The organism is Pseudomonas sp. 32_A (assembly GCF_017490905.1).
Lineage (GTDB): Bacteria > Pseudomonadota > Gammaproteobacteria > Pseudomonadales > Pseudomonadaceae > Aquipseudomonas > Aquipseudomonas inefficax.
In genome coordinates, this window is the sequence record NZ_JAFGYI010000037.1 from 26,619 (window position 1) to 44,342 (window position 17,724).

Below are 17,724 nucleotides of genomic sequence, written 5' to 3' on the forward strand. Positions count from 1 at the left end.
AAACTCCGCTTCCTCGCCTGTTTTCGCCTTGCCTGATCGCCGCTCGGCGACTTTTCATACAAACCCTAAGCTGGGAGGCAGCGGCCCGGGCGGTAGTTCAAAAAAACTCTGAATCTTCCAGCAGCAGGTGCAGTCGACCGAATGAAGCCACCTGACGGAGAAGGCACATGGCCCGAGCAGATGAACCGAAGCCGTATACCCCCAGCGAAATCGACGACACCGAAGACCGCATGGGCAGCGTGCATGAACTGGACTTCGACGAGCGCCTGGATGAGCGCGAGGGGCGCGCGGGTGACGAGCGACCGGCTACGGAGGTGGCCCGCGAGTTCCCGCCCCGGCGCGTAGCCGAAAGCGGCATGACCGGCGGCGAGGCGTTGAGCGACAGCCTGCACGAGGACAATGTCACTTATGACGACCTGAGCCCGGACACCTTGCTGGACGAAACCGGCGCCCGCGACCCGCACGAACCGGGCGGCAGCGGCGGCCCTGCAGACAAGACCCTGCGGCGGGTGGAGGCCAGTGAAATTGGCGGCGGTATAGGCCTGGACGAAGCCGAACTGGCCCGCTCCGCGCCGCTTGATGGTGAACCGTGGAGCGATGATGTGATCGATGACGAGGAGAGCAAGCCATGAACGAGGTGCGTTGTGCCTGTGCCGGTTGTTCCTGCACCGTGGATGCCAATGCCTTGCAGCTCGAAGGCAAGGTGTATTGCTGCGAGGCCTGCGCCAGCGGGCATCGCGATGGCGAGCCGTGCCGAATGCCTGATTGCCACTGTGGCGAGAAAACCGGAGAAAGCGCGGTGGACAATGCGCTGGACGAGACTTTCCCGGCGAGTGACCCGATTTCGCCCTGATGCCTGACCCTACCTGCGGCCAGAACATCAATTGATGCCGCTGTTCTGAATGTCTGTTCTGGCCCTATCGCCGGCAAGCCAGCTCCCACAGGGATAACGCAGTCCTTGCGGCCAATGCGGTCGGTGTGGGAGCTGGCTTGCCGGCGATAGGGCCGGTACAGGCCATAACAGACGGCTCAATGAGTCTGCCAAATGCCATTGCTACGCTCACAATCAGTGCGGGCCTGGCCCAGGCTGGGGGTGTCGTAGTAGTAGGTGATGACCCGCGCATCCTTGGGCAATGCCGGCCTGTCACCGCCGGCGGCCTTGGGGTTGGCCAATGCTTCCTGGGTCAACGGTGCGATGCAACTGCCAACGCTGCCATCCGCACAACGCGCGACCTTGTGCTTTTCGCTGTTGAGCATGTCCTTGTTCTCGTTGCTGCACGACCAGTTGATCGCCTCGGCGGGCAGGTTGCTGTAGCTGTAACAGCTGTGCCGCTCCACCGGCGTTACCGCCTCGCTGGAGGAACGGGTGAGCACATTGCAGGCTTCGGCCAAGGCCTGGCCGCTGACCAGGCTGGCCACCATCAGGATGAACATCGGCTTCAAGACAGCGCCACGCATTTGCCACCTCCCGGGCCAATGGCCCTTGTCAGCTCTAGGCAGGCTTGTCGCGCCGGCGCATGGCCTTGGCGCGCTTTTCCAGGATCAGGTAGGTAAGCACCGCCAGCAACAGCGGCACCAGATAGTACAGCGTGCGGTACCCCAGCAGGGCCGCCACCAGCGTACCCTGGGCAAGCTGCCCGTGCAGCAGGGCCAGGAACACCGTTTCCAGCACACCCAGCCCGGCCGGGATATGCGCGACCACACCCGCCACGCAACTGATCAACAGGATGCCAAGTATCGATGGATAGAAGGCTTCGCCAGGTAGCAACCAGAAGATCAGCAGTGCCATCAGCGCCCAGTTGCTGGCACCCAGTACCACCTGACACAGCGCCAGGCGCAGCGATGGCAGCGTTACCTCATGCTCGCGCCAGCGCCAGGTGCGCTTTTTGGCGAAACCACAGGCCAGCAGGTAGCCTGCGGCAATCGCCAGCAAAACCAGGCCGATCAGTTGCAGTCCGCTGGCGCCGACCGCCCAGTTGGCAGGCAGCTCGACCAAGCGCAAGGCGAACACCGTGCCAGCCAGCAGCATGTAACCCATCCAGTTGGTCAACAGGCCCAGGGTGATGATGCGGGTGATGGTTGCCGTGTCCAAGCCCAGGCGGCTGTAAAGCCGGTAGCGCAAGGCCACACCACCCACCCAGGTGGTGAAATTGAGGTTGAAGGCATAGCACACGAAGGCCACTGGCAAAACCTGGCGAGCCGGCAGGTGGTGGCCGGTGTAGGCCCGGGCCAGCAGGTCGTAACTGGCGAATGTCAGGTAGCTGCACCCGGCCAGCGCCAGGCCGATGGCCAGGGTGCCGGGCTTGTAGGCCAGCAACGATTGGCGTACCTCGTTCCAGTCCAGGTTGCGCGCCAGCAGGTACAGCAGCACAGGGATCAGGATCAGGAATGCCAGGGTGAACAGCCGTTTGCCCCAGGTTTGCCAGTGTTTTCGCGCCATCAGGTCTTGCCCTCGTGATAGTCACCCTGAGCCTCGGCTTCTGGTTGCAGCGAACGCAGGTGCTGGCGGTGCGCCGGGAACCAACCGGCAATCCGCGGGAAATGGCGGATCACGTGGAAGCACAGGAAAATCAGCGGCGCGCGCCACCAGTAGCCGCGAACCATGCGTTCCAGGGTGACCGGCTTGCATTGTTCGCGGGCCAGCGCCTGCAGGTGCTGGTTGAGTTGGTGATTGAAGGCGCGATCACGGATGAACAGGTTGGCTTCCAGGTTGAACGACAGGCTCAATGGGTCCAGGTTGCTGGAGCCGACCGTAGCCCACTGGTCGTCCACCAGCGCCACCTTGCCGTGCAACGGCCGCTGGCAGTACTCGTGAATGGCCACACCGTCGCGCAACAGGTAGTTGTACAGCAGCCGCGACAGCGCCCGCACCCAGCGCATGTCCGGCTGGCCCTGCAGGATCAACCGCACCTCCACGCCTCGCCGGGATGCATTGCGCAGTTCGCGCATCAGCCGGTAGCCCGGGAAGAAATACGCATTGGCCACCACGATACGCTGCCGGGCACTGCGAAACGCTTGCAGGTAATGGGCCTCGATATCGGTGCTGCGCACCCCGTTGTCACGTTCGACCAGCACTGCGCTGCAAGTGCCGGCAGGCTCGGTCAGCGGCCGTACCGCGCTGGGCGGCTGCAGTACCGGCGACATCAGGCGCTTGCTGGCGGCATGCACCTGCGCCACCACCGGGCCGGCGACCTCCACGGCATAATCCTGCTTGGCCATGGCACCAAAGTCGCCCAGGTGGTCGGCGCTGTAGTTGATGCCGCCAATGAACGCCCGCTCGCCGTCGATCACCACGATCTTGCGGTGCAGGCGCCGGAACAGGTTGGTGCGCATGCCCACCAGTCGCGGCTGCGGGTCGAAGGCGTGGAAACTGACCCCGGCATCGGTCATGGCCGCGATGAACGGCGCAGGCAGGTCGGCCGTGCCGTAGCCATCCACGGCCACTTCGACACGCACGCCGCGCCGGGCGGCATCGATCAGTACCTGCTGCAATTGCTGGCCAACCTTGTCATCGAAGATGATGAAGGTCTCCAGCAGGATTTCCTCGCGTGCCTGGGCCATGGCCTCGAACACGCGGGGGTAGTATTGCTCGCCATTGATCAGCAACTGCACGCTGTTGCCGTCTACCCAGGGTCGGTTCACAGGTTGATCTCCGATGCCAGAGGGGCGTGGTCGGAAAGGTGCGACCACGGGTATTTCGACAGCACTTGGGCACTGCCGGGCATGGCGTTGCGCAGGTAGATGCGGTCCAGGCGCAACAGCGGCAGGCGCGCCGGAAAGCTGCGCGCCGGGGTGCCGAAATGCTCGCCGAAGGCTTCTATCAGGTGTTCGCACAGCACCGCATCGGCCTTCAGCCGCCAATCGTTGAAGTCGCCGGCCACGATCACCGGCGCCTTGGGCGGCAGGCTGTCGAGCAGGTCCAGCAGCAGCTTCACCTGGCGTTGCCGGTGGGCCTCGCGCAGGCCCAGGTGCACGCACACCGCATGCACTTGGTCATGGCCCGGCACCTCCAGCTGGCAATGCAACAGGCCGCGCTGCTCTTTGCCCTGCACCGAGACGTCGAGGTTGTCGAAGCGGCTGATGGGGAATTTCGACAGCAGCGCGTTGCCGTGGTCACCATGGGGGTACACGGCGTTACGGCCGTAGGCGAACTGCGGCCACATGCTGTCGGCGAGGAACTCGTACTGTGGCGTTTCCGGCCAGGCTGGGTGGCGCAGGGCATGTTGCTGGTGGCTGCCGTGCACTTCCTGGAGGAACACCAGGTCGGCACCGGTGGCCCGCACCGCCTCGCGCAGTTCGGGCAGGATGAAGCGCCGGTTGAAGAAGGTGAAGCCCTTGTGCACGTTCAAGGTCAGTACATTAAGCCGATGCACGGCGGTGATCTTGTCGATGATGCAGTGCGGGGCAGGCAGTGTCCTGTTCACAGGGTCACCTCCGGCACCACGCCAGGCTCGGTCATCAGCTCATGGTCCAGCGACAGCTTCTGCAACAGGCGCCGGGCGTCATACGGCGCATGCACTTTCTGGTCGTTGTCGAAATAGCAGTAGACGTCACGGGCGGCGCGCCGTGGCGGCGGCCCGGGCACGACCAGCTGGGCATCGTCGGCCTGGCCGCCCTGGCTCCACAGCTGGATGCGCTGCTTCCAGCGCCGCAGCGCCTGGGCGGTATAGCCACTGCTGTACAGCTCGACATCGCCATGCAGGCGCATGTACACGAAGTCGGCGGTAAGGTCTTCGACATACGGCCATTTCCCGGCGCTGTCAGCCACTACCAGCGCCACCCGGTGCTTGCGCAGCAACTTGATGAAGGCTTCGCACAGAAAGCTTTCGTTGCGGATTTCCACGGCGTGGCGCAGCCGAGCATTACCCTTGATATCTGTGCTGCCGTTGCCCTGCAGGCGTTGAGCACAGCCCTGTGCGCATTCGCGCGCAGCCTTGCGGCTGTGCGGTAAAAGTTCGAGAAAACGGGCGAACCGGGCCTCGTCGAACTTCATGTTCGGTGGAAACTGCCACAGGAACGGGCCCAGTTTCTTGCCGAGCAGCAGCGGCCCGGAAGCAAAAAAATTGGCCATGGGTTCTTCGATGTCCTTGAGCCGGCGTACATGGGTGATGTAGCGCGGGGCCTTTACCGCGAACACGAAGCCGGGGGGTGTTTCGTCATGCCAGCCCCGATAGCGTTCGGGCGTTTGCAGGCTGTAGAACGAGCCGTTGATTTCAATGCTGTTGACCGCTCGCGAAGCGAACGCCAGTTCGTCGTCCTGCGGCAGGCCCTTCGGGTAGAAATCCTTGCGCCAGGGGCCGTAGCGCCAACCAGAGATGCCGATGCGGATATCGCTCACGCTGCCTTCCTCATTGCCGGGTCCTTGTTCGGTCACTCTGAAGGTGCGACTGGTGAACAGCGGCCAGGGTTCAGCACGGTTGACCAACGGAAAAGGCGGATGCCGCGTTGAACTTTGTGGCCCGTGACGTTTCCACCCAATAGTTGCTACGAGGAAGGGTGCCAGGATGAAATTCGACCGTTTCGCCCAGTGGCTGGCCAATTGGGCCGGCCGCCCGCTGACCTTTGGCATCGCCTGCCTGCTGATCCTGAGCTGGGCGGTGACCGGGCCGTTGTTCGGTTTCAACGACACCTGGCAACTGGTGATCAATACCTCGACCACCATCATCACCTTCCTCATGGTGTTCCTGATCCAGAACACCCAGAACCGCGACAACGACGAACTGCACATCAAGATCGATGAACTGTTGCGCACCACCCAACAGGCGCACAAGGCGCTGCTGGACCTTGAAGACATGGATCCGGCCGAGCTGCATGCCCTGCGCAAGCAGTACCGGCAGATGGCCGGGCAGGGTGACGATGCGCAGAAAACCAAGGAATGATCTGCCAACACCGGAGGCAAGCATGGCCAGACATATCGTCCACTTCACCGGGCCTATCAACTCATCCACCTGCGGCAACCTGATCAACACCTGTTCGCGGGCGTTGCAGCAAGGCGCCGATGTCCTGCAACTGAACATCGCCACCATGGGCGGCGAGTGCAGTTACGGGTTTACCTTGTACAACTTTTTGCGGGCGTTACCGGTCGCGGTGCATACCCACAACCTGGGCACTGTGGAGTCCATGGGCAATATCCTCTTTCTGGCCGGGGAACGGCGCACGGCATGCAGTTACAGCAAGTTCCTGTTCCATCCGTTCCACTGGACCTTGCATGGCTCGGTCGACCACTCACGTATGGCCGAATATGCAATGAGCCTGGACTACGACCTGCGGCTGTATGCACAGATCGTCGCCGAGCGGACGGAAGGGGCGGATGAGGTGCTGGATGTGCCACGTTATCTGATGGCCTATCCGCGAATACTCGGGCCCCGGGAGGCACTGGCGAACGGGATGATCCATGCCATAGACGAGATGCCGATCGAGGTGGAGGCCTGCCAGTGGAGTGTGCATGCCTAGCAGTTTGCAGGGCAGGCCTCTTCGCGGGTGAACCCGCTCCCACAAGGGGTTCCACAGGTATTCCACTGGACCTGTGGGAGCGGGTTCACCCGCGAAAGGGCCGGCACAGGCATAAAGCCCTATCTCACCGACGCTGCCGTCGCCCGATCACACGCCAGCAACGAGCGGATCAGCAGCTTGATCTCGTCCTTGAGCATGGGCACCTGGTCCAGATGAGCGAACCGGCAATCGGCAATCTCGTGCAAGGCCTTGGGGTGCGGGGGCTCGATGAACTCCGCCTCGAACACATAATGCATGCGCTCTGCCGCTTCATGGCGCATCAGCAGGGTCAGTGATTCTGCCTGCAACCCGGTTTTTTCAAGCAATTCACGCTCCGCCGCCTGTACCGGCGTCTCGCCGGGTTCGATCTTGCCGCCGGGAAGGGTCCAGGCGGCGTTGGGCTTTCTTACCCACAACCATTTATGGGTTTGTTTGCCATGCCGACAGATGATGGTGGCGCGATGCTTGACTGGCTTCATTCAGGCTCCTGGGCGAATCCCTCATTCCATGAAGATTCGGCCCCTGGCAGCAATGAACGTTGCGTTGAATGCGACCAATGGTCAGTAAGGTACCGAGCCGCTCAGTGCTTCGATGGCCTCCACCAGCTCGTCATAGCCCACAGGCTTGTTCAAGTGCCGGTCGAAACCCGACTGGCGTGACTTGTACTGGTCGGCGCTGGCGCCATAGCCGGTCAGGGCGATGGCGGGGGTATGGCGCAGGTGCGCATGGCCACGCAGGGCCTTGATCAACGCATGCCCGTCCATCACCGGCATGCCGATGTCGGACAGGATGATGTCGTATTCCTCACCCGAAGCGGCGTCCAGGGCCTCACGCGGCTTGCTGAAGGCATGAACAGTGGCGCTCTCCATTTCCAGCAGCTCCTGCATTACCGCCAGCACCTCTACGGAGTCATCCACCAGCAACACGCGAATACCATTCAGGCGGCCCTCGCTCAGTGGCTCCGAGCCCCGCTCACGCTGCGGGTGCTGGATTGCGCAAAGGGGCAGGGTGACCGTAAAGGTGCAGCCCAGGCCAAGCCCCGGTGATGTGGCGCGTACGCTACCACCATGAGCCTCGGCCAGTTGCCGTACCAGGGACAGGCCGATGCCCAGGCCCTCGCGGCTGTGGCTGGCCTGTTGCGGCGCAGCCTGGCTGAACAGGTCGAAGATGTGCTCCAGGCTGTCGTGGCTCAGGCCCACGCCATGGTCTATCACCTGCAGGCGCGCGTGGTCTTCGTCGTGGCTCAGCACCAGGCGTATCTCTTTGCCTGCCGGGCTGAATTTCAGCGCGTTGTTCAGCAGGTTCCAGATGATCTGCTCCAGGCGGGTTACGTCACCCTCGATCACCACCGGCAGGCTGTCGGCGGGCAGCTCCAGGCGAACCGGGCAGGGATGTTGCTCGCTCACTACCACGCCATGGATGCCCTGCAGGACGGCGAGCAGATCCACAGGCTCGGTCTTGAGCTTTAGCTTGCCAGTACGAATGCGCGCCACATCCAGCAGGTCGTCGATGATCCGCGCCTGGCTGGTTACCGCATCGCAGATGGTACCAACGGCCTTGCTCGCTGCACTGATGTTCCTGAGCGACGGCAGGCGGCGCAGGATTTCGGCGTTGAGCTGGATCAGGTTGAGCGGGTGCTTGAGTTCATGGGACATGACGGCGAAGAACTCGTCCTTCATGAGGCTGGTGTTCTGCGTCTCGGCCAACTGCTTGCTCAGGCGCTCTTCGCCCTGGCGCACGCGCTCTTCGGCGGCATGGCTGCTGCTGATGTCGATGAAGGTCAGCACCGTGCCGTCGATCTTCTGCTCGCTGGAGCGATAGGGCAGCAGGCGCGCCAGGTACCAGTGATCGCCCTGGCTACCGATCTCACGCTCGATGATGGCCTCGCCCTGGGCCACGGCGCGAGCATCGTCAGCCAGTGCCGGGTAATCCAGGCGATGGGTGATGTCGAGCAGGGAACGGCCGGTATCGACCGGCAGCATGTTGAACAGGTCGGTGGCGCGCGGCGTGAACCAGCGGATATGCAGGTTGCGGTCGACAAACACCGTGGCGATCTCGGTGCAGGCGATCAGGTTGCTGAGGTAGTCGTTGATCTTGTCGGTTTCTTCGACCTTGTTCTTCAGCTCGTAGTTGACCGTAAGCAACTCCTCGTTGATCGATTGCAGCTCTTCCTTGCTCGTTTCCAATTCTTCGCTGGCCGAACGCAACTCCTCGTTGATGGCCTGCATCTCTTCGTTGGAAGCGGTCAGCTCCTCGCTGGAAACCTCTGACTGCTCGATGGTTTCCTGCAGTAGCAGGCGAGTGCGCAGCAGTTCGCGCTCGAGGTTGTGCAAGACCATGCTGTCGGTCTGGCGGATGACGCCTGGCAACGGCAGGGACGGGTCGGGCGCGCGCTCTTCGAATACCACCAGCAGGCAATCGCTGGCGCCGAGGTCGTCCTTGTACGGCTGCACGGTGATCTCCACCTGCAGTCTGCCCATGGATTCCGCCAGGTCGACAGGGCGCGAGGTCACCGCCTCGGTACCCTGACGCGCCTGGAACAAGGTGCTGCGCAGGGCCAGGCGCAGGGGCGGCAGCACCAGGTTGAGCAGGTTGCGGCTCGGTTCGCCCCCGGCCAGTTGCAGGAAGCGGCCCACGCCTTCGCTCATGTGCAGGATATTGCCGTCGATATCGACGATCAGGCTATGCGGCATGCGCCGCGCCAGGGCACGATGGTGCAGGTCGGCGAAGGATGGCTTGCGCCCCGGTTTGGCCTTGGCCAGTGTTTCCTGCGGCATGCTGGCGGCAGAAGTACCGGGCAGCTGACGGCCAGGTTTATGGCCAGGTTTATGGCCAGAGTTACGGCCGGCATTGCTGGCATCCAGTGCGCGGAAAATGCGATTGCGCTTGTCCACCGGGGTGAACAGTTCGTTGACCACGTCGGCCGACTCGGACGAACCGAGGAACAGGTAGCCACCTGGGCGCAGGGCGAAGTGGAACATCTGCAGGATGTCCCGCTGCACCTCGCGGTCCAGGTAGATCAGCAGGTTGCGGCAGACAATCAGGTCGATCTGCGAGAACGGTGGGTCCGACAACAGGTTATGACGGGCAAACAGCACCTTTTCGCGAACCTCTTTTCGCACCCGGTAATGCTGGTCTTCCTTGAGGAAGAACTGGCGCAGCCGGCTGGGCGGCACATCGGTGACGATCGCTTCGGAATAGGAGCCACTGCGGGCAATGGCGATGGCGCGTTCGTCCAAGTCAGTGGCGAACACTTGTACCTTGCTCGTGCGCTGTTCCAGTGCCAGCTGCTCGCAAACCAGTATGGCCAGGCTGTACGCCTCCTCGCCGGTGGAGCAGCCCGCCGACCATACGCGAATCTCGTCCGCGCCCTCGGCAGGGTCGCGTTCGCAGGCCAGTTGCGGCAGCACATGACGCTCCAGTGCTTCGAAGGCTTCGCGATCACGGAAGAAATTGGTCACGCCAATCAACATGTCGGCCAGCAACGCCCTGGATTCCGCGGGGTGCTGTTCCAGGTAATGCAGGTAGGCCGCCAGGTCCGCCTGGCCGGTTACATGCAGGCGGCGCTCGATGCGCCGCAGCACCGTCGCGCGCTTGTAGTGCTGGAAGTCGTGGCCGGTATTGCTGCGCAATTGCAGCAGGATCTCCTCGAGCATCGGCTCGCAAGCCTGGGCATCGCCGGCACGGGTACCCAGGGCCGGGGGCAGGGTGTCGTCCTCGATTTCCGGGAGCCTCACCTGACGGGCATTGCGCCACAGCTCCAGCAGCTTCTGCGGCATTTCTGCCGCCGGCAGCACGAGGTCGACCATGCCGGTCTCGATGGCAGCGCGGGGCATGCTGTCGTACTGGGCGTCGTCCGGGGTTTGCGCCAGGGTCACGCCGCCTTGCTCCTTGATCCGCGACAGGCCCACGGCACCATCGGCACCGGTACCGGACAACACCACGCAGAAGGCGTGGTCCTTGTGCACGTCAGCCAGGTCACGGAAGAACAGGTCGATGGCCACGTGGTCGCCACGGCGCCGGTTGGCCGGGGTCACGCGCAGGTAGCCATCGTTGGTGGACAGGCGATTGGCCGGTGAAATCACATAGATGTGGTTGCGCTCGATCGGCACCGGCTCGGTCACCTGGCGCACCGGCATTTGCGTGGTCTCCTGGATGATGCGGTCGGCGACGCTCTGGTGGTCGGGGGACAGGTGCAAGACCACGACGAAGGCCATGCCGCAATCGCCGGGCATTTGCCGGAACAGCGTACAGATCGCTTCCAGGCCGCCTGCCGATGCACCGATGCCCACCACCGGGAAATCCAGGTGGCTGGGGCTGAGCGCCGGGTTCTGGGGCGAGGCAGGTTGTTTGGCGGACGACTTCATGGACGGAGCCTTGTACAGACCGGAACGTTCCGCCCGAAGCAGCATCATCGGGCGTGTGTGTGGCGCGATTATAGGCCGTCGCCATGTTGTTGAGACCTCCGCCGGCAAAGGAAAGTGCGATCCACCTGCTTCCGCCACGCAAACCTTTTGCCGGCCCATGTTTGGTGCCACTGGTCAGTTGCCAGTAAAACCATTGAGCAGACTTTGTGATCGGCGGCTCGGAACCAAGGCATGGCAAACATCCATGCGACCCATCCATCGCAAGGAGATACCAAATGGCGCAGGATCAAGAGCGAGCCAGCCAGCGCGGCGGCACCAAGGAAACCAACCCAGGCAATTTCGCCAATGACCGGGAACGGGCCTCCCGCGCAGGGCACAAAGGCGGGCAGGCTTCTGGCGGCAACTTCGCCAATGACCGCCAACGGGCATCGGAGGCCGGCCGCAAGGGCGGCCAGAACAGCCATGGCGGGGGGCGCCAACAGTGAGCTGAAGGGTTACCGGACACCCGGCACCCGCTGGGCCGGGTGCCGGCCGAGCTCTGCGTACCGAGGCTGCAATAGCCTTTGATCCCTATTGTTCGACGATTTTTTGAATCTTCTGGCCGTGCTCCGATCAATCAGGGTGTCATCCATGGAGAAAGGGAGGCCCCTGCGATGCCTAGCCCACAGTTATACATCATCGATTACCAACTGCATGGCCAGCCGCGCAGTTTCATCATTCGTCTGGAGACGCTGGACAATGCCGAGGCCTGGCATTGGGCAAGCTGCGATGCGGGCATCGGCATCATCCCCAAGTTCGGGCGCGAAAAAATCAGAAAAGTCAGCAGGCCGATGGCCGAGCGCTACGGCATTACCGAAGTGAGCTGGCGGGTGTCCGGCGGCAAGCCGAACCAGTCGGTAGGTGGGCCGGCGGCGACCATGTGATTCCCCGACTGCACAATCCGTGCGGGAACAAACGTCCTGCTCAAATTCTAAAAGTTGGCACGATCCTCTGTGGGAGCGGCTTTAGCCGAGAACACCGGCGCAGCCGGTGCCATGCACCGCGTTGGATTCTTCGCGGCTAAAGCCGCTCCCACAGGGTACGAGGATCGCTTGCGAATTCCGTTATCTGTGCGACAGCGCGGCCCAAAGGGTTGGGCAATCTCCCCACAGGGGATCGCGCAGACCGTCTGTATGACGGTCAGGCACCGGATTCGGGGTCGCTGGCCGGTACACCCGGGCGGTTTTCTTCGTCATCAGCCACATTGGGGTCGGCATCCGGGTCATCTGCCCGGTCATTGCGCTGGTCCGGCTCGAGCTCTGGCCAGTCATCCTGTGCGCTGCCGCCACCCATTCCCATGAAGCCATTCATCTCGCAACCCTCGCTCTCGATGAAAAAACGGCCCGCGATCAGGCGGGCCCAATACAGGAGTGAGAGGCGAAGCCATTGACCACCCCTCATTGAATGAGAGCGGCAACAGCCAGGGGAGGTCGGTTGGATTGTCACCGCCCCTGACCAACGGCACTGTCAGGGCTTTTTCAGCACCAGGGTGAGAATGTCGTAACTGGCGACCAGCTCGCCCAACTGGTTGGTCACCTCAACATCCCAGGCCACCACACCCTGGGGCTGGCCCAGTGGGCTGGTCTTGCCCTGGTCGATCTTGCGCTTGCAGGTCAGGCGCGCCTGGATGGTGTCGCCGATGCCCACCGGATTGATGAAGCGCAGGGTGTCCAGGCCGTAATTGGCCAGTACCGGGCCTGCCCCCGGGGAGACGAACAGCCCGGCCGCTGCCGACAACACGAAATAGCCGTGGGCGATGCGCTTGCCGAACTGCGACTGCTTGGCGGCGATCTCGTCGAAATGCATGTAGAAATGGTCACCCGACAGGCAGCCGAAGTTGACCAGGTCGGCTTCGGTCACGGTGCGCCGGTGGGTGAGCAGCGACTCGCCGATGCGCAACTGCTCGAAATAGCGGCGGAACGGGTGCACTTCGGTTTCGATCACTTCGCCACCGCGCACATATTCGCCGGTAACCGCCGTCAGCATGCTCGGCGAACCCTGTACTGCGGCACGCTGCAGGTAATGCTTGACGGCACGCAGGCCTCCGAGCTCTTCACCACCGCCCGCGCGGCCCGGGCCGCCGTGCTTGAGCTGCGGCAATGGCGAGCCATGCCCCGTGGATTCCTTGGCCGCCTCGCTGTCGAGTACCAGCAGGCGGCCATGCCAGGCAGCGGCCACCGGGATGGCCTTGGCTGCCACGCTGCGGTCGGCGGTGACCAAGGTTGCCACCAGGCTGCCTTTGCCCCGCGCGGCCAGCGCCAGGGCTTCATCGAGGTCGTCATAGGCCATCAGCGTGCTGACCGGGCCGAACGCTTCGATATCGTGGGCGCCACCTTCGGCGTGCGGGTCGCGGGCCTGCAGCAGGGTCGGGGCAAAGAACGCGCCCTCGGCCACACCCTCGCCACGCGGCGCAAAGCCATCGCTGGCGCCGAACAGCTGGTCGCAGCTCTGCAGCAGGCTACGCACCCGCTCGGCCACATCGTGCTGCTGGTCGTGAGAGGCCAGGGCGCCCATGCGCACGCCTTCCAGCGACGGGTCGCCGACCACCACCTTGGCCAGCCGTTCGCGCAGGCGCGTGGCAACGGCGTCGATGTGCCTGGCCGGTACGATGGCGCGGCGGATGGCGGTGCATTTCTGCCCGGCCTTGGTGGTCATTTCGCGGACCACTTCCTTGATGTACAGGTCGAACTCTTCGCTGTCCGGGGTCACGTCCGGCCCAAGGATGGCGCAGTTCAGCGAATCCGCTTCGGCGGTGAACGGCACCGAGTTGCGCACCAGGTTCGGCGTGACACGCAACTTGGCGGCGGTGTCGGCGGAGCCGGTGAAAGTCACCACATCCTGGCCCTGCAGGCGGTCGAGCAGGTCGCCGGTGCTGCCGATCACCAGTTGCAGGCTGCCTTCGGGCAACAGCCCGGATGCATTCATCAGGCGCACCGCGGCCTCGGTCAGGTAGCTGGTCGAAGTCGCTGGCTTGACAATGCACGGCATGCCGGCCAGGAAGGTCGGGGCGAACTTCTCCAGCATGCCCCAGATGGGGAAGTTGAAGGCGTTGATGTGCACCGCTACGCCGGCACGCGGCACCAGGATGTGGCTGCCGGCGAAATGGCCTTGCTTGCCCAGCGGGATGGCCGGGCCTTCATGCACCAGGTTGCCCGACGGCAACTCGCGACTGCCGATGCCTGCATAGGAGAACAGCGTGGCGTTGCCGCCTTCGATGTCGATCCAGCTGTCGGCACGGGTCGCGCCGCTGTGGTGGGACAAGGCGTAGAGCTGCTCCTTGTGCTCGGCCAGGTACAGGGCCAGTGCCTTCAGGCGCGCGGCGCGCTGCTGGAAGTCCATGGCCATCAGCGTGGCCAGACCACGAGCACGGGCAAAGTCAACGGCTTCGGCGAAATCCGGGCGCTCTTCGTGGCTGTAGGCCAGAACGTGGCCATCCAGGGCGCTACGCAGGGCCTGGGCGCCATGCTGGCCAAGCCAGCGGCCGGCGATGAAGCTTTGCAGGGTAGGGGCGGCAGACATGCTGTTCTCCAATGTAGAGGGGCGCTGTTACCACAGCGCCACGGTATAGCCGATGATCAGGCGGTTTTCGTCCACGGCGTTGGTCAGGCCGTTGCCGGAACGGAAGGTGACGTTGCGCCAGCGCAGGCTGACGTCCTTGAACGGGCCGCTCTGGATGACATAGGTGATGTCGGTGTCGCGCTCACGCTCACGGCCATTGCTGACGGTGGCGGTTTCGGCGTGGCGGCCATCGGTGTAGCGGGTCATGAAGCTCAGGCCGGGGATACCCATGGCGACGAAGTCGTAGTCGTAACGCAGCTGCCACGAGTCCAGCCCGGCGCGGGTGAAGGTGTTGTAGGTGACCAGGTTGACGGTGAAGGGGTCGCCGCCGTTCACGAACGGGAAGGCACTGTCGCCGGACATCTGCTGCCAGGCGGCGGTGAACTTGTGGGCCCGTACGCCGAGGGTGAACATGGCGTTGAAGTTGCGGTTGTCGATGTTGCCGGCACGCTCGGCGCCGTCGTTGCGGCTGTCGAAGTAGCGCAGGTCGGTGCGCAGGCTCAGGCCTTCGCCCAGCGGGCGGGTATCGATCAGGCCGACGAACTGCTGGCGGTAGATGTCCTCGAGCTTGGCGTAGTAGTAGCTGATGCTGGTTTGCGGGGTGATGGCGTAGCTGCCGCCGCCGAAGTCCAGGTGGTCGCTGCTGGCGGCGCCGTAGCCTATGTCGTCGCGGCCCGAGGAATCACGCAGGTTGGCCTTGGTCAGGCGGCCGCCGTTGAAGGTCAGGCCGGCCAGGTCCTGGCTGGTGAGCAGGCCGCCCTGGAAGGTGGAGGCCAGCAGGCGGGTGTCGTTGTACACCACCACCGGCAGGATCGGTTGCAAGGTCCCCAGGCGCAGGGTGCTCTTGGACACCCGTACCTTGCCGGTGAGGCCCAGTTCGCTGTAGTCATCGACTGGTTCATGGCTGTTCGGGCCGAAAGGCAGCAGGCCGGTATTGCGGCGGTCGCGGCTGGAGTCGAGCTTGATGCCCAGTTGGCCCATGGCGTCGACACCAAAGCCGACCGGGCCTTCGGTGAACCCCGACTCCAGCTTGGCGGTAAAGCCCTGGCCCCACTCCTCGGCCTTGGCCTGTGGTGCGTTGCTCTGGCGGAAGTCGCGGTTGAGGTAGTGGTTGCGCAGCTCCAACCGGGCGTGGCTGTCACCGATGAAATCTGCCATCGCCGGCATCGGCATGGCGAGGGTCGCCAGCCAGGCGGCCGAAATGAAGTGCGTGCGGTTCATTGTTGTTGTTTTACCCGACATGGTTGTTCTTCCCTGAGAGTCAGTGCTTGCTGGCGCCGGCAGCGCCGATTCCGGTCATGGAGCGGATGAACTGCGCCAGGTAGCGGCCACGCTCCTGGCTGGCGCGCTCGGAGCTGTCAGTGACCGAGAACACCCAGGCGCCGAGGAAGGCCAGGCTCATGGAGAACAGCGCCGGGTTGCTGTAGGGGAACAGCGCCTTCTCGTTATGCAGCACGTTGACCCACACCGCCGGGCCCAGTACCACCAGCAGCACCGCCGAAACCAGGCCGGCCATGCTGCCGCACACCGCGCCGCGAGTGGTCAGGCCTTTCCAGAACATCGAAAGCAGCAGTACCGGGAAGTTGACCGAAGCGGCCACGGCCAGCACCAGGCCGGAAAGGAAGGCGATGTTCTGCGACTCGAACATCAGGCCGAGGATTACCGCCAGCAGGCCGATCAGCAGCGTGGCGATACGCGACACGCGCATTTCCTCCTGCTCGCTGGCCTTGCCTTGGCGCACCACGCAGGCATACAGGTCGTGGGAAACAGCCGATGCACCGGACAGCGCCAGGCCGGCGACCACCGCCAGGATGGTGGCGAAGGCCACGGCGGAGATGAAGCCGAGGAACAGATTGCCACCCACGGCCTGGGCCAGGTGCACGGCGACCATGTTGCCGCCGCCGATGATCGCGCCGGTGGCGTCACGGTAGGACGGCTCGGTGCCGACCATGACGATGGCACCAAAGCCGATAACGATCAGCAGCAGGTAGAAGTAGCCGATGAACCCGGTGGCATAGAACACGCTCTTGCGCGCTTCCTTGGCATCGCTGACGGTGAAGAAGCGCATCAGGATATGCGGCAGGCCGGCGGTACCGAACATCATGCCCAGGCCCAGGGAAATGGCATCCACCGGGTTGGACAGCAAGCCACCCGGGGCCATGATCGCCTGGCCCTTGGCATGCACGGCCACGGCGCTGGCGAACATCGCCTCGGTGCTGAATCCGAAGTGCTTGAGCACCATGAAGGCCATGAAGCTGGTGCCCGACAGCAGCATCACCGCCTTGATTATCTGCACCCAGGTGGTGGCAAGCATGCCGCCGAAGGTGACGTAGGCGACCATCAGTACGCCGACCAGCATCACCGCGTACAGGTAGCTGATGCCGAACAGCAGTTCGATCAGCTTGCCGGCACCGACCATCTGCGCCACCAGGTACATCAGCGCCACCACCAGGGTGCCGAAGGCCGAGGTCAGGCGCACCGGGGTTTGCGCCAGGCGGTAGCTGACCACGTCGGCGAAGGTGTACTTGCCCAGGTTGCGCAGGCGCTCGGCGATCAGGAACAGGATGATCGGCCAGCCGGCCAGTACGCCCAGGGCATACAACAGGCCGTCGTAGCCGTTCATGAACATCATTGCCGAAATGCCCAGGAACGAGGCGGCGCTGATCATGTCACCGGCGATCGCCAGGCCGTTCTGCATGCCGGTCAGGCCCCCGCCGGCGGTGTAGAAGTCGCTGGCCGAGCGGGTGCGCATGGCAGCCCAACGGGTGACCAGCAGGGTGAAGCAGACGAATACCATGAACATCGAGATGGCGGTCCAGTTCATTGTGCGCACTCCTGCTTGACCTTGTCGTTGAGCGGGTCGAGCACGTTGTTGGCGCGGTGCACGTAGATACCGGTCAGGGCGAAGGACAGCAGCACCATCAGCACACCGACCAGCATGCCGACGGTGGTGACGCCACCGCTGAGGGACTGGCCGAGGGTGCTGGGGGAGAACGCTACCAGCAGGACGAAGCCGTAGTAGATCACCAGCATGGCCAGGGTCAGGCTGCCGTTGAGGCGGCGTTTGCGCTGCACCAGGTGCTGGAAGTCGGGGTGGTTGGCGATGCTTTCGATGCGTTCGGGTGTCATGGGTTGCGATCTCTGGGTGTTGTAATTGTTTTGTTGAGGTCACGCGGGTGTTGCGGTGTTGCTTAGGGCCTCTTCGCGGGTAAACCCGCTCCCACAGGGTCTTGTGCAGTCCCTGTGGGAGCGGGTTCACCCGCGAAGC

General features: G+C 63.6%; 18 protein-coding genes. 6 read left to right on the forward strand and 12 right to left on the reverse strand.

Annotated elements, in window-relative coordinates; all coding sequences use genetic code 11:
* Nucleotides 1–167: 167 nt before the first annotated feature.
* On the forward strand, nucleotides 168–632 hold the full coding sequence (locus J5M58_RS20135; protein ID WP_207879322.1) for a phosphotransferase system, HPr-related protein: 465 nt from the start codon (nucleotides 168–170) through the stop codon (nucleotides 630–632).
* A complete protein-coding gene (locus tag J5M58_RS20140) occupies nucleotides 629–853 on the forward strand; it encodes a metallothionein (protein ID WP_112251767.1) in 225 nt (74 codons plus the stop codon). Before J5M58_RS20135 ends, J5M58_RS20140 begins: the two co-directional genes overlap by 4 nt.
* Nucleotides 854–1,029: 176 nt before the next feature.
* Here the strand turns inward: J5M58_RS20140 and J5M58_RS20145 are convergent, their stop codons facing one another.
* Genes J5M58_RS20145 through J5M58_RS20165 form a run of 5 tightly spaced genes read right to left on the reverse strand, consistent with a single transcriptional unit; the run spans nucleotide 1,030 to nucleotide 5,338 of the window.
* Nucleotides 1,030–1,458 (reverse strand): hypothetical protein, encoded by a 429-nt coding sequence (locus J5M58_RS20145; RefSeq protein ID WP_112251768.1) that lies wholly within the window; start codon nucleotides 1,456–1,458, stop codon nucleotides 1,030–1,032.
* A gap of 34 nt (nucleotides 1,459–1,492) precedes the next feature.
* Entirely contained in the window at nucleotides 1,493–2,440 is a 948-nt protein-coding gene (locus J5M58_RS20150; protein WP_112251769.1) for a lysylphosphatidylglycerol synthase domain-containing protein, read from the reverse strand.
* Nucleotides 2,440–3,642, reverse strand: coding sequence for a cardiolipin synthase ClsB (gene clsB, locus J5M58_RS20155; protein ID WP_112251770.1), 1,203 nt, complete (start codon nucleotides 3,640–3,642; stop codon nucleotides 2,440–2,442). Before clsB ends, J5M58_RS20150 begins: the two co-directional genes overlap by 1 nt.
* On the reverse strand, nucleotides 3,639–4,424 hold the full coding sequence (locus J5M58_RS20160; RefSeq protein ID WP_207879326.1) for an endonuclease/exonuclease/phosphatase family protein: 786 nt from the start codon (nucleotides 4,422–4,424) through the stop codon (nucleotides 3,639–3,641). Before J5M58_RS20160 ends, clsB begins: the two co-directional genes overlap by 4 nt.
* Nucleotides 4,421–5,338: a DUF72 domain-containing protein gene (locus tag J5M58_RS20165; protein WP_112251794.1), complete on the reverse strand. Its 918-nt coding sequence runs from the start codon at nucleotides 5,336–5,338 to the stop codon at nucleotides 4,421–4,423. Before J5M58_RS20165 ends, J5M58_RS20160 begins: the two co-directional genes overlap by 4 nt.
* A gap of 166 nt (nucleotides 5,339–5,504) precedes the next feature.
* Between J5M58_RS20165 and J5M58_RS20170 the strand changes: the two genes are divergently transcribed.
* Complete coding sequence (locus J5M58_RS20170) at nucleotides 5,505–5,879, forward strand: low affinity iron permease family protein (protein ID WP_112251772.1); 375 nt, start codon at nucleotides 5,505–5,507, stop codon at nucleotides 5,877–5,879.
* Nucleotides 5,880–5,901: 22 nt separating this feature from the next.
* Nucleotides 5,902–6,453 (forward strand): ATP-dependent Clp protease proteolytic subunit, encoded by a 552-nt coding sequence (locus J5M58_RS20175; protein WP_112251773.1) that lies wholly within the window; start codon nucleotides 5,902–5,904, stop codon nucleotides 6,451–6,453.
* 119 nt (nucleotides 6,454–6,572) lie between these two features.
* Here J5M58_RS20175 and J5M58_RS20180 read toward each other — a convergent pair whose 3' ends face one another.
* Together J5M58_RS20180 and J5M58_RS20185 are read right to left on the reverse strand one after the other, a co-directional pair.
* Nucleotides 6,573–6,971, reverse strand: coding sequence for an NUDIX hydrolase (locus tag J5M58_RS20180; protein WP_207879328.1), 399 nt, complete (start codon nucleotides 6,969–6,971; stop codon nucleotides 6,573–6,575).
* Nucleotides 6,972–7,052: 81 nt separating this feature from the next.
* Nucleotides 7,053–10,859, reverse strand: coding sequence for a CheR family methyltransferase (locus J5M58_RS20185; RefSeq protein ID WP_207879330.1), 3,807 nt, complete (start codon nucleotides 10,857–10,859; stop codon nucleotides 7,053–7,055).
* A gap of 275 nt (nucleotides 10,860–11,134) precedes the next feature.
* On the opposite strand from J5M58_RS20185, the gene J5M58_RS20190 reads away from it, so the two are divergent.
* Nucleotides 11,135–11,344: a general stress protein gene (locus J5M58_RS20190; protein ID WP_085625071.1), complete on the forward strand. Its 210-nt coding sequence runs from the start codon at nucleotides 11,135–11,137 to the stop codon at nucleotides 11,342–11,344.
* A 168-nt stretch (nucleotides 11,345–11,512) separates the two neighbouring features.
* Nucleotides 11,513–11,782, forward strand: coding sequence for a DUF6555 family protein (locus J5M58_RS20195; RefSeq protein WP_112251776.1), 270 nt, complete (start codon nucleotides 11,513–11,515; stop codon nucleotides 11,780–11,782).
* Nucleotides 11,783–12,038: 256 nt separating this feature from the next.
* On the opposite strand, the gene J5M58_RS20200 is transcribed toward J5M58_RS20195, so the two are convergent.
* The 5 genes from J5M58_RS20200 to J5M58_RS20220 all read right to left on the reverse strand — a co-directional run bounded on the left by J5M58_RS20200 (nucleotide 12,039) and on the right by J5M58_RS20220 (nucleotide 17,585).
* Entirely contained in the window at nucleotides 12,039–12,209 is a 171-nt protein-coding gene (locus J5M58_RS20200) for a hypothetical protein (RefSeq protein ID WP_181457325.1), read from the reverse strand.
* A gap of 156 nt (nucleotides 12,210–12,365) precedes the next feature.
* A complete protein-coding gene (gene paaZ / locus J5M58_RS20205; RefSeq protein WP_207879332.1) occupies nucleotides 12,366–14,417 on the reverse strand; it encodes a phenylacetic acid degradation bifunctional protein PaaZ in 2,052 nt (683 codons plus the stop codon).
* A 27-nt stretch (nucleotides 14,418–14,444) separates the two neighbouring features.
* Nucleotides 14,445–15,677, reverse strand: a complete 1,233-nt coding sequence (locus J5M58_RS20210) for an OprD family porin (RefSeq protein ID WP_207879334.1) — start codon at nucleotides 15,675–15,677, stop codon at nucleotides 14,445–14,447.
* Between the two features lie 40 nt (nucleotides 15,678–15,717).
* Entirely contained in the window at nucleotides 15,718–17,280 is a 1,563-nt protein-coding gene (locus tag J5M58_RS20215) for a cation acetate symporter (RefSeq protein ID WP_112251779.1), read from the reverse strand.
* Complete coding sequence (locus J5M58_RS20220; protein WP_004376242.1) at nucleotides 17,277–17,585, reverse strand: DUF485 domain-containing protein; 309 nt, start codon at nucleotides 17,583–17,585, stop codon at nucleotides 17,277–17,279. Before J5M58_RS20220 ends, J5M58_RS20215 begins: the two co-directional genes overlap by 4 nt.
* Nucleotides 17,586–17,724: the final 139 nt, after the last annotated feature.

What these genes read in the sequence shown, in the direction of transcription:
- J5M58_RS20195 (WP_112251776.1), top strand. Translation starts at nt 11,513, where the DNA reads ATGCCTAGCCCACAGTTATACATCATCGATTACCAACTGCATGGCCAG.
- J5M58_RS20175 (WP_112251773.1), top strand. Translation starts at nt 5,902, where the DNA reads ATGGCCAGACATATCGTCCACTTCACCGGGCCTATCAACTCATCCACC.
- J5M58_RS20150 (WP_112251769.1), bottom strand. Translation starts at nt 2,440, where the DNA reads ATGGCGCGAAAACACTGGCAAACCTGGGGCAAACGGCTGTTCACCCTG.
- paaZ (WP_207879332.1), bottom strand. Translation starts at nt 14,417, where the DNA reads ATGTCTGCCGCCCCTACCCTGCAAAGCTTCATCGCCGGCCGCTGGCTT.
- J5M58_RS20200 (WP_181457325.1), bottom strand. Translation starts at nt 12,209, where the DNA reads ATGAATGGCTTCATGGGAATGGGTGGCGGCAGCGCACAGGATGACTGG.
- J5M58_RS20170 (WP_112251772.1), top strand. Translation starts at nt 5,505, where the DNA reads ATGAAATTCGACCGTTTCGCCCAGTGGCTGGCCAATTGGGCCGGCCGC.
- J5M58_RS20215 (WP_112251779.1), bottom strand. Translation starts at nt 17,280, where the DNA reads ATGAACTGGACCGCCATCTCGATGTTCATGGTATTCGTCTGCTTCACC.
- J5M58_RS20185 (WP_207879330.1), bottom strand. Translation starts at nt 10,859, where the DNA reads ATGAAGTCGTCCGCCAAACAACCTGCCTCGCCCCAGAACCCGGCGCTC.
- J5M58_RS20210 (WP_207879334.1), bottom strand. Translation starts at nt 15,677, where the DNA reads ATGAACCGCACGCACTTCATTTCGGCCGCCTGGCTGGCGACCCTCGCC.
- J5M58_RS20140 (WP_112251767.1), top strand. Translation starts at nt 629, where the DNA reads ATGAACGAGGTGCGTTGTGCCTGTGCCGGTTGTTCCTGCACCGTGGAT.
- J5M58_RS20190 (WP_085625071.1), top strand. Translation starts at nt 11,135, where the DNA reads ATGGCGCAGGATCAAGAGCGAGCCAGCCAGCGCGGCGGCACCAAGGAA.
- J5M58_RS20180 (WP_207879328.1), bottom strand. Translation starts at nt 6,971, where the DNA reads ATGAAGCCAGTCAAGCATCGCGCCACCATCATCTGTCGGCATGGCAAA.
- J5M58_RS20135 (WP_207879322.1), top strand. Translation starts at nt 168, where the DNA reads ATGGCCCGAGCAGATGAACCGAAGCCGTATACCCCCAGCGAAATCGAC.
- J5M58_RS20145 (WP_112251768.1), bottom strand. Translation starts at nt 1,458, where the DNA reads ATGCGTGGCGCTGTCTTGAAGCCGATGTTCATCCTGATGGTGGCCAGC.
- J5M58_RS20220 (WP_004376242.1), bottom strand. Translation starts at nt 17,585, where the DNA reads ATGACACCCGAACGCATCGAAAGCATCGCCAACCACCCCGACTTCCAG.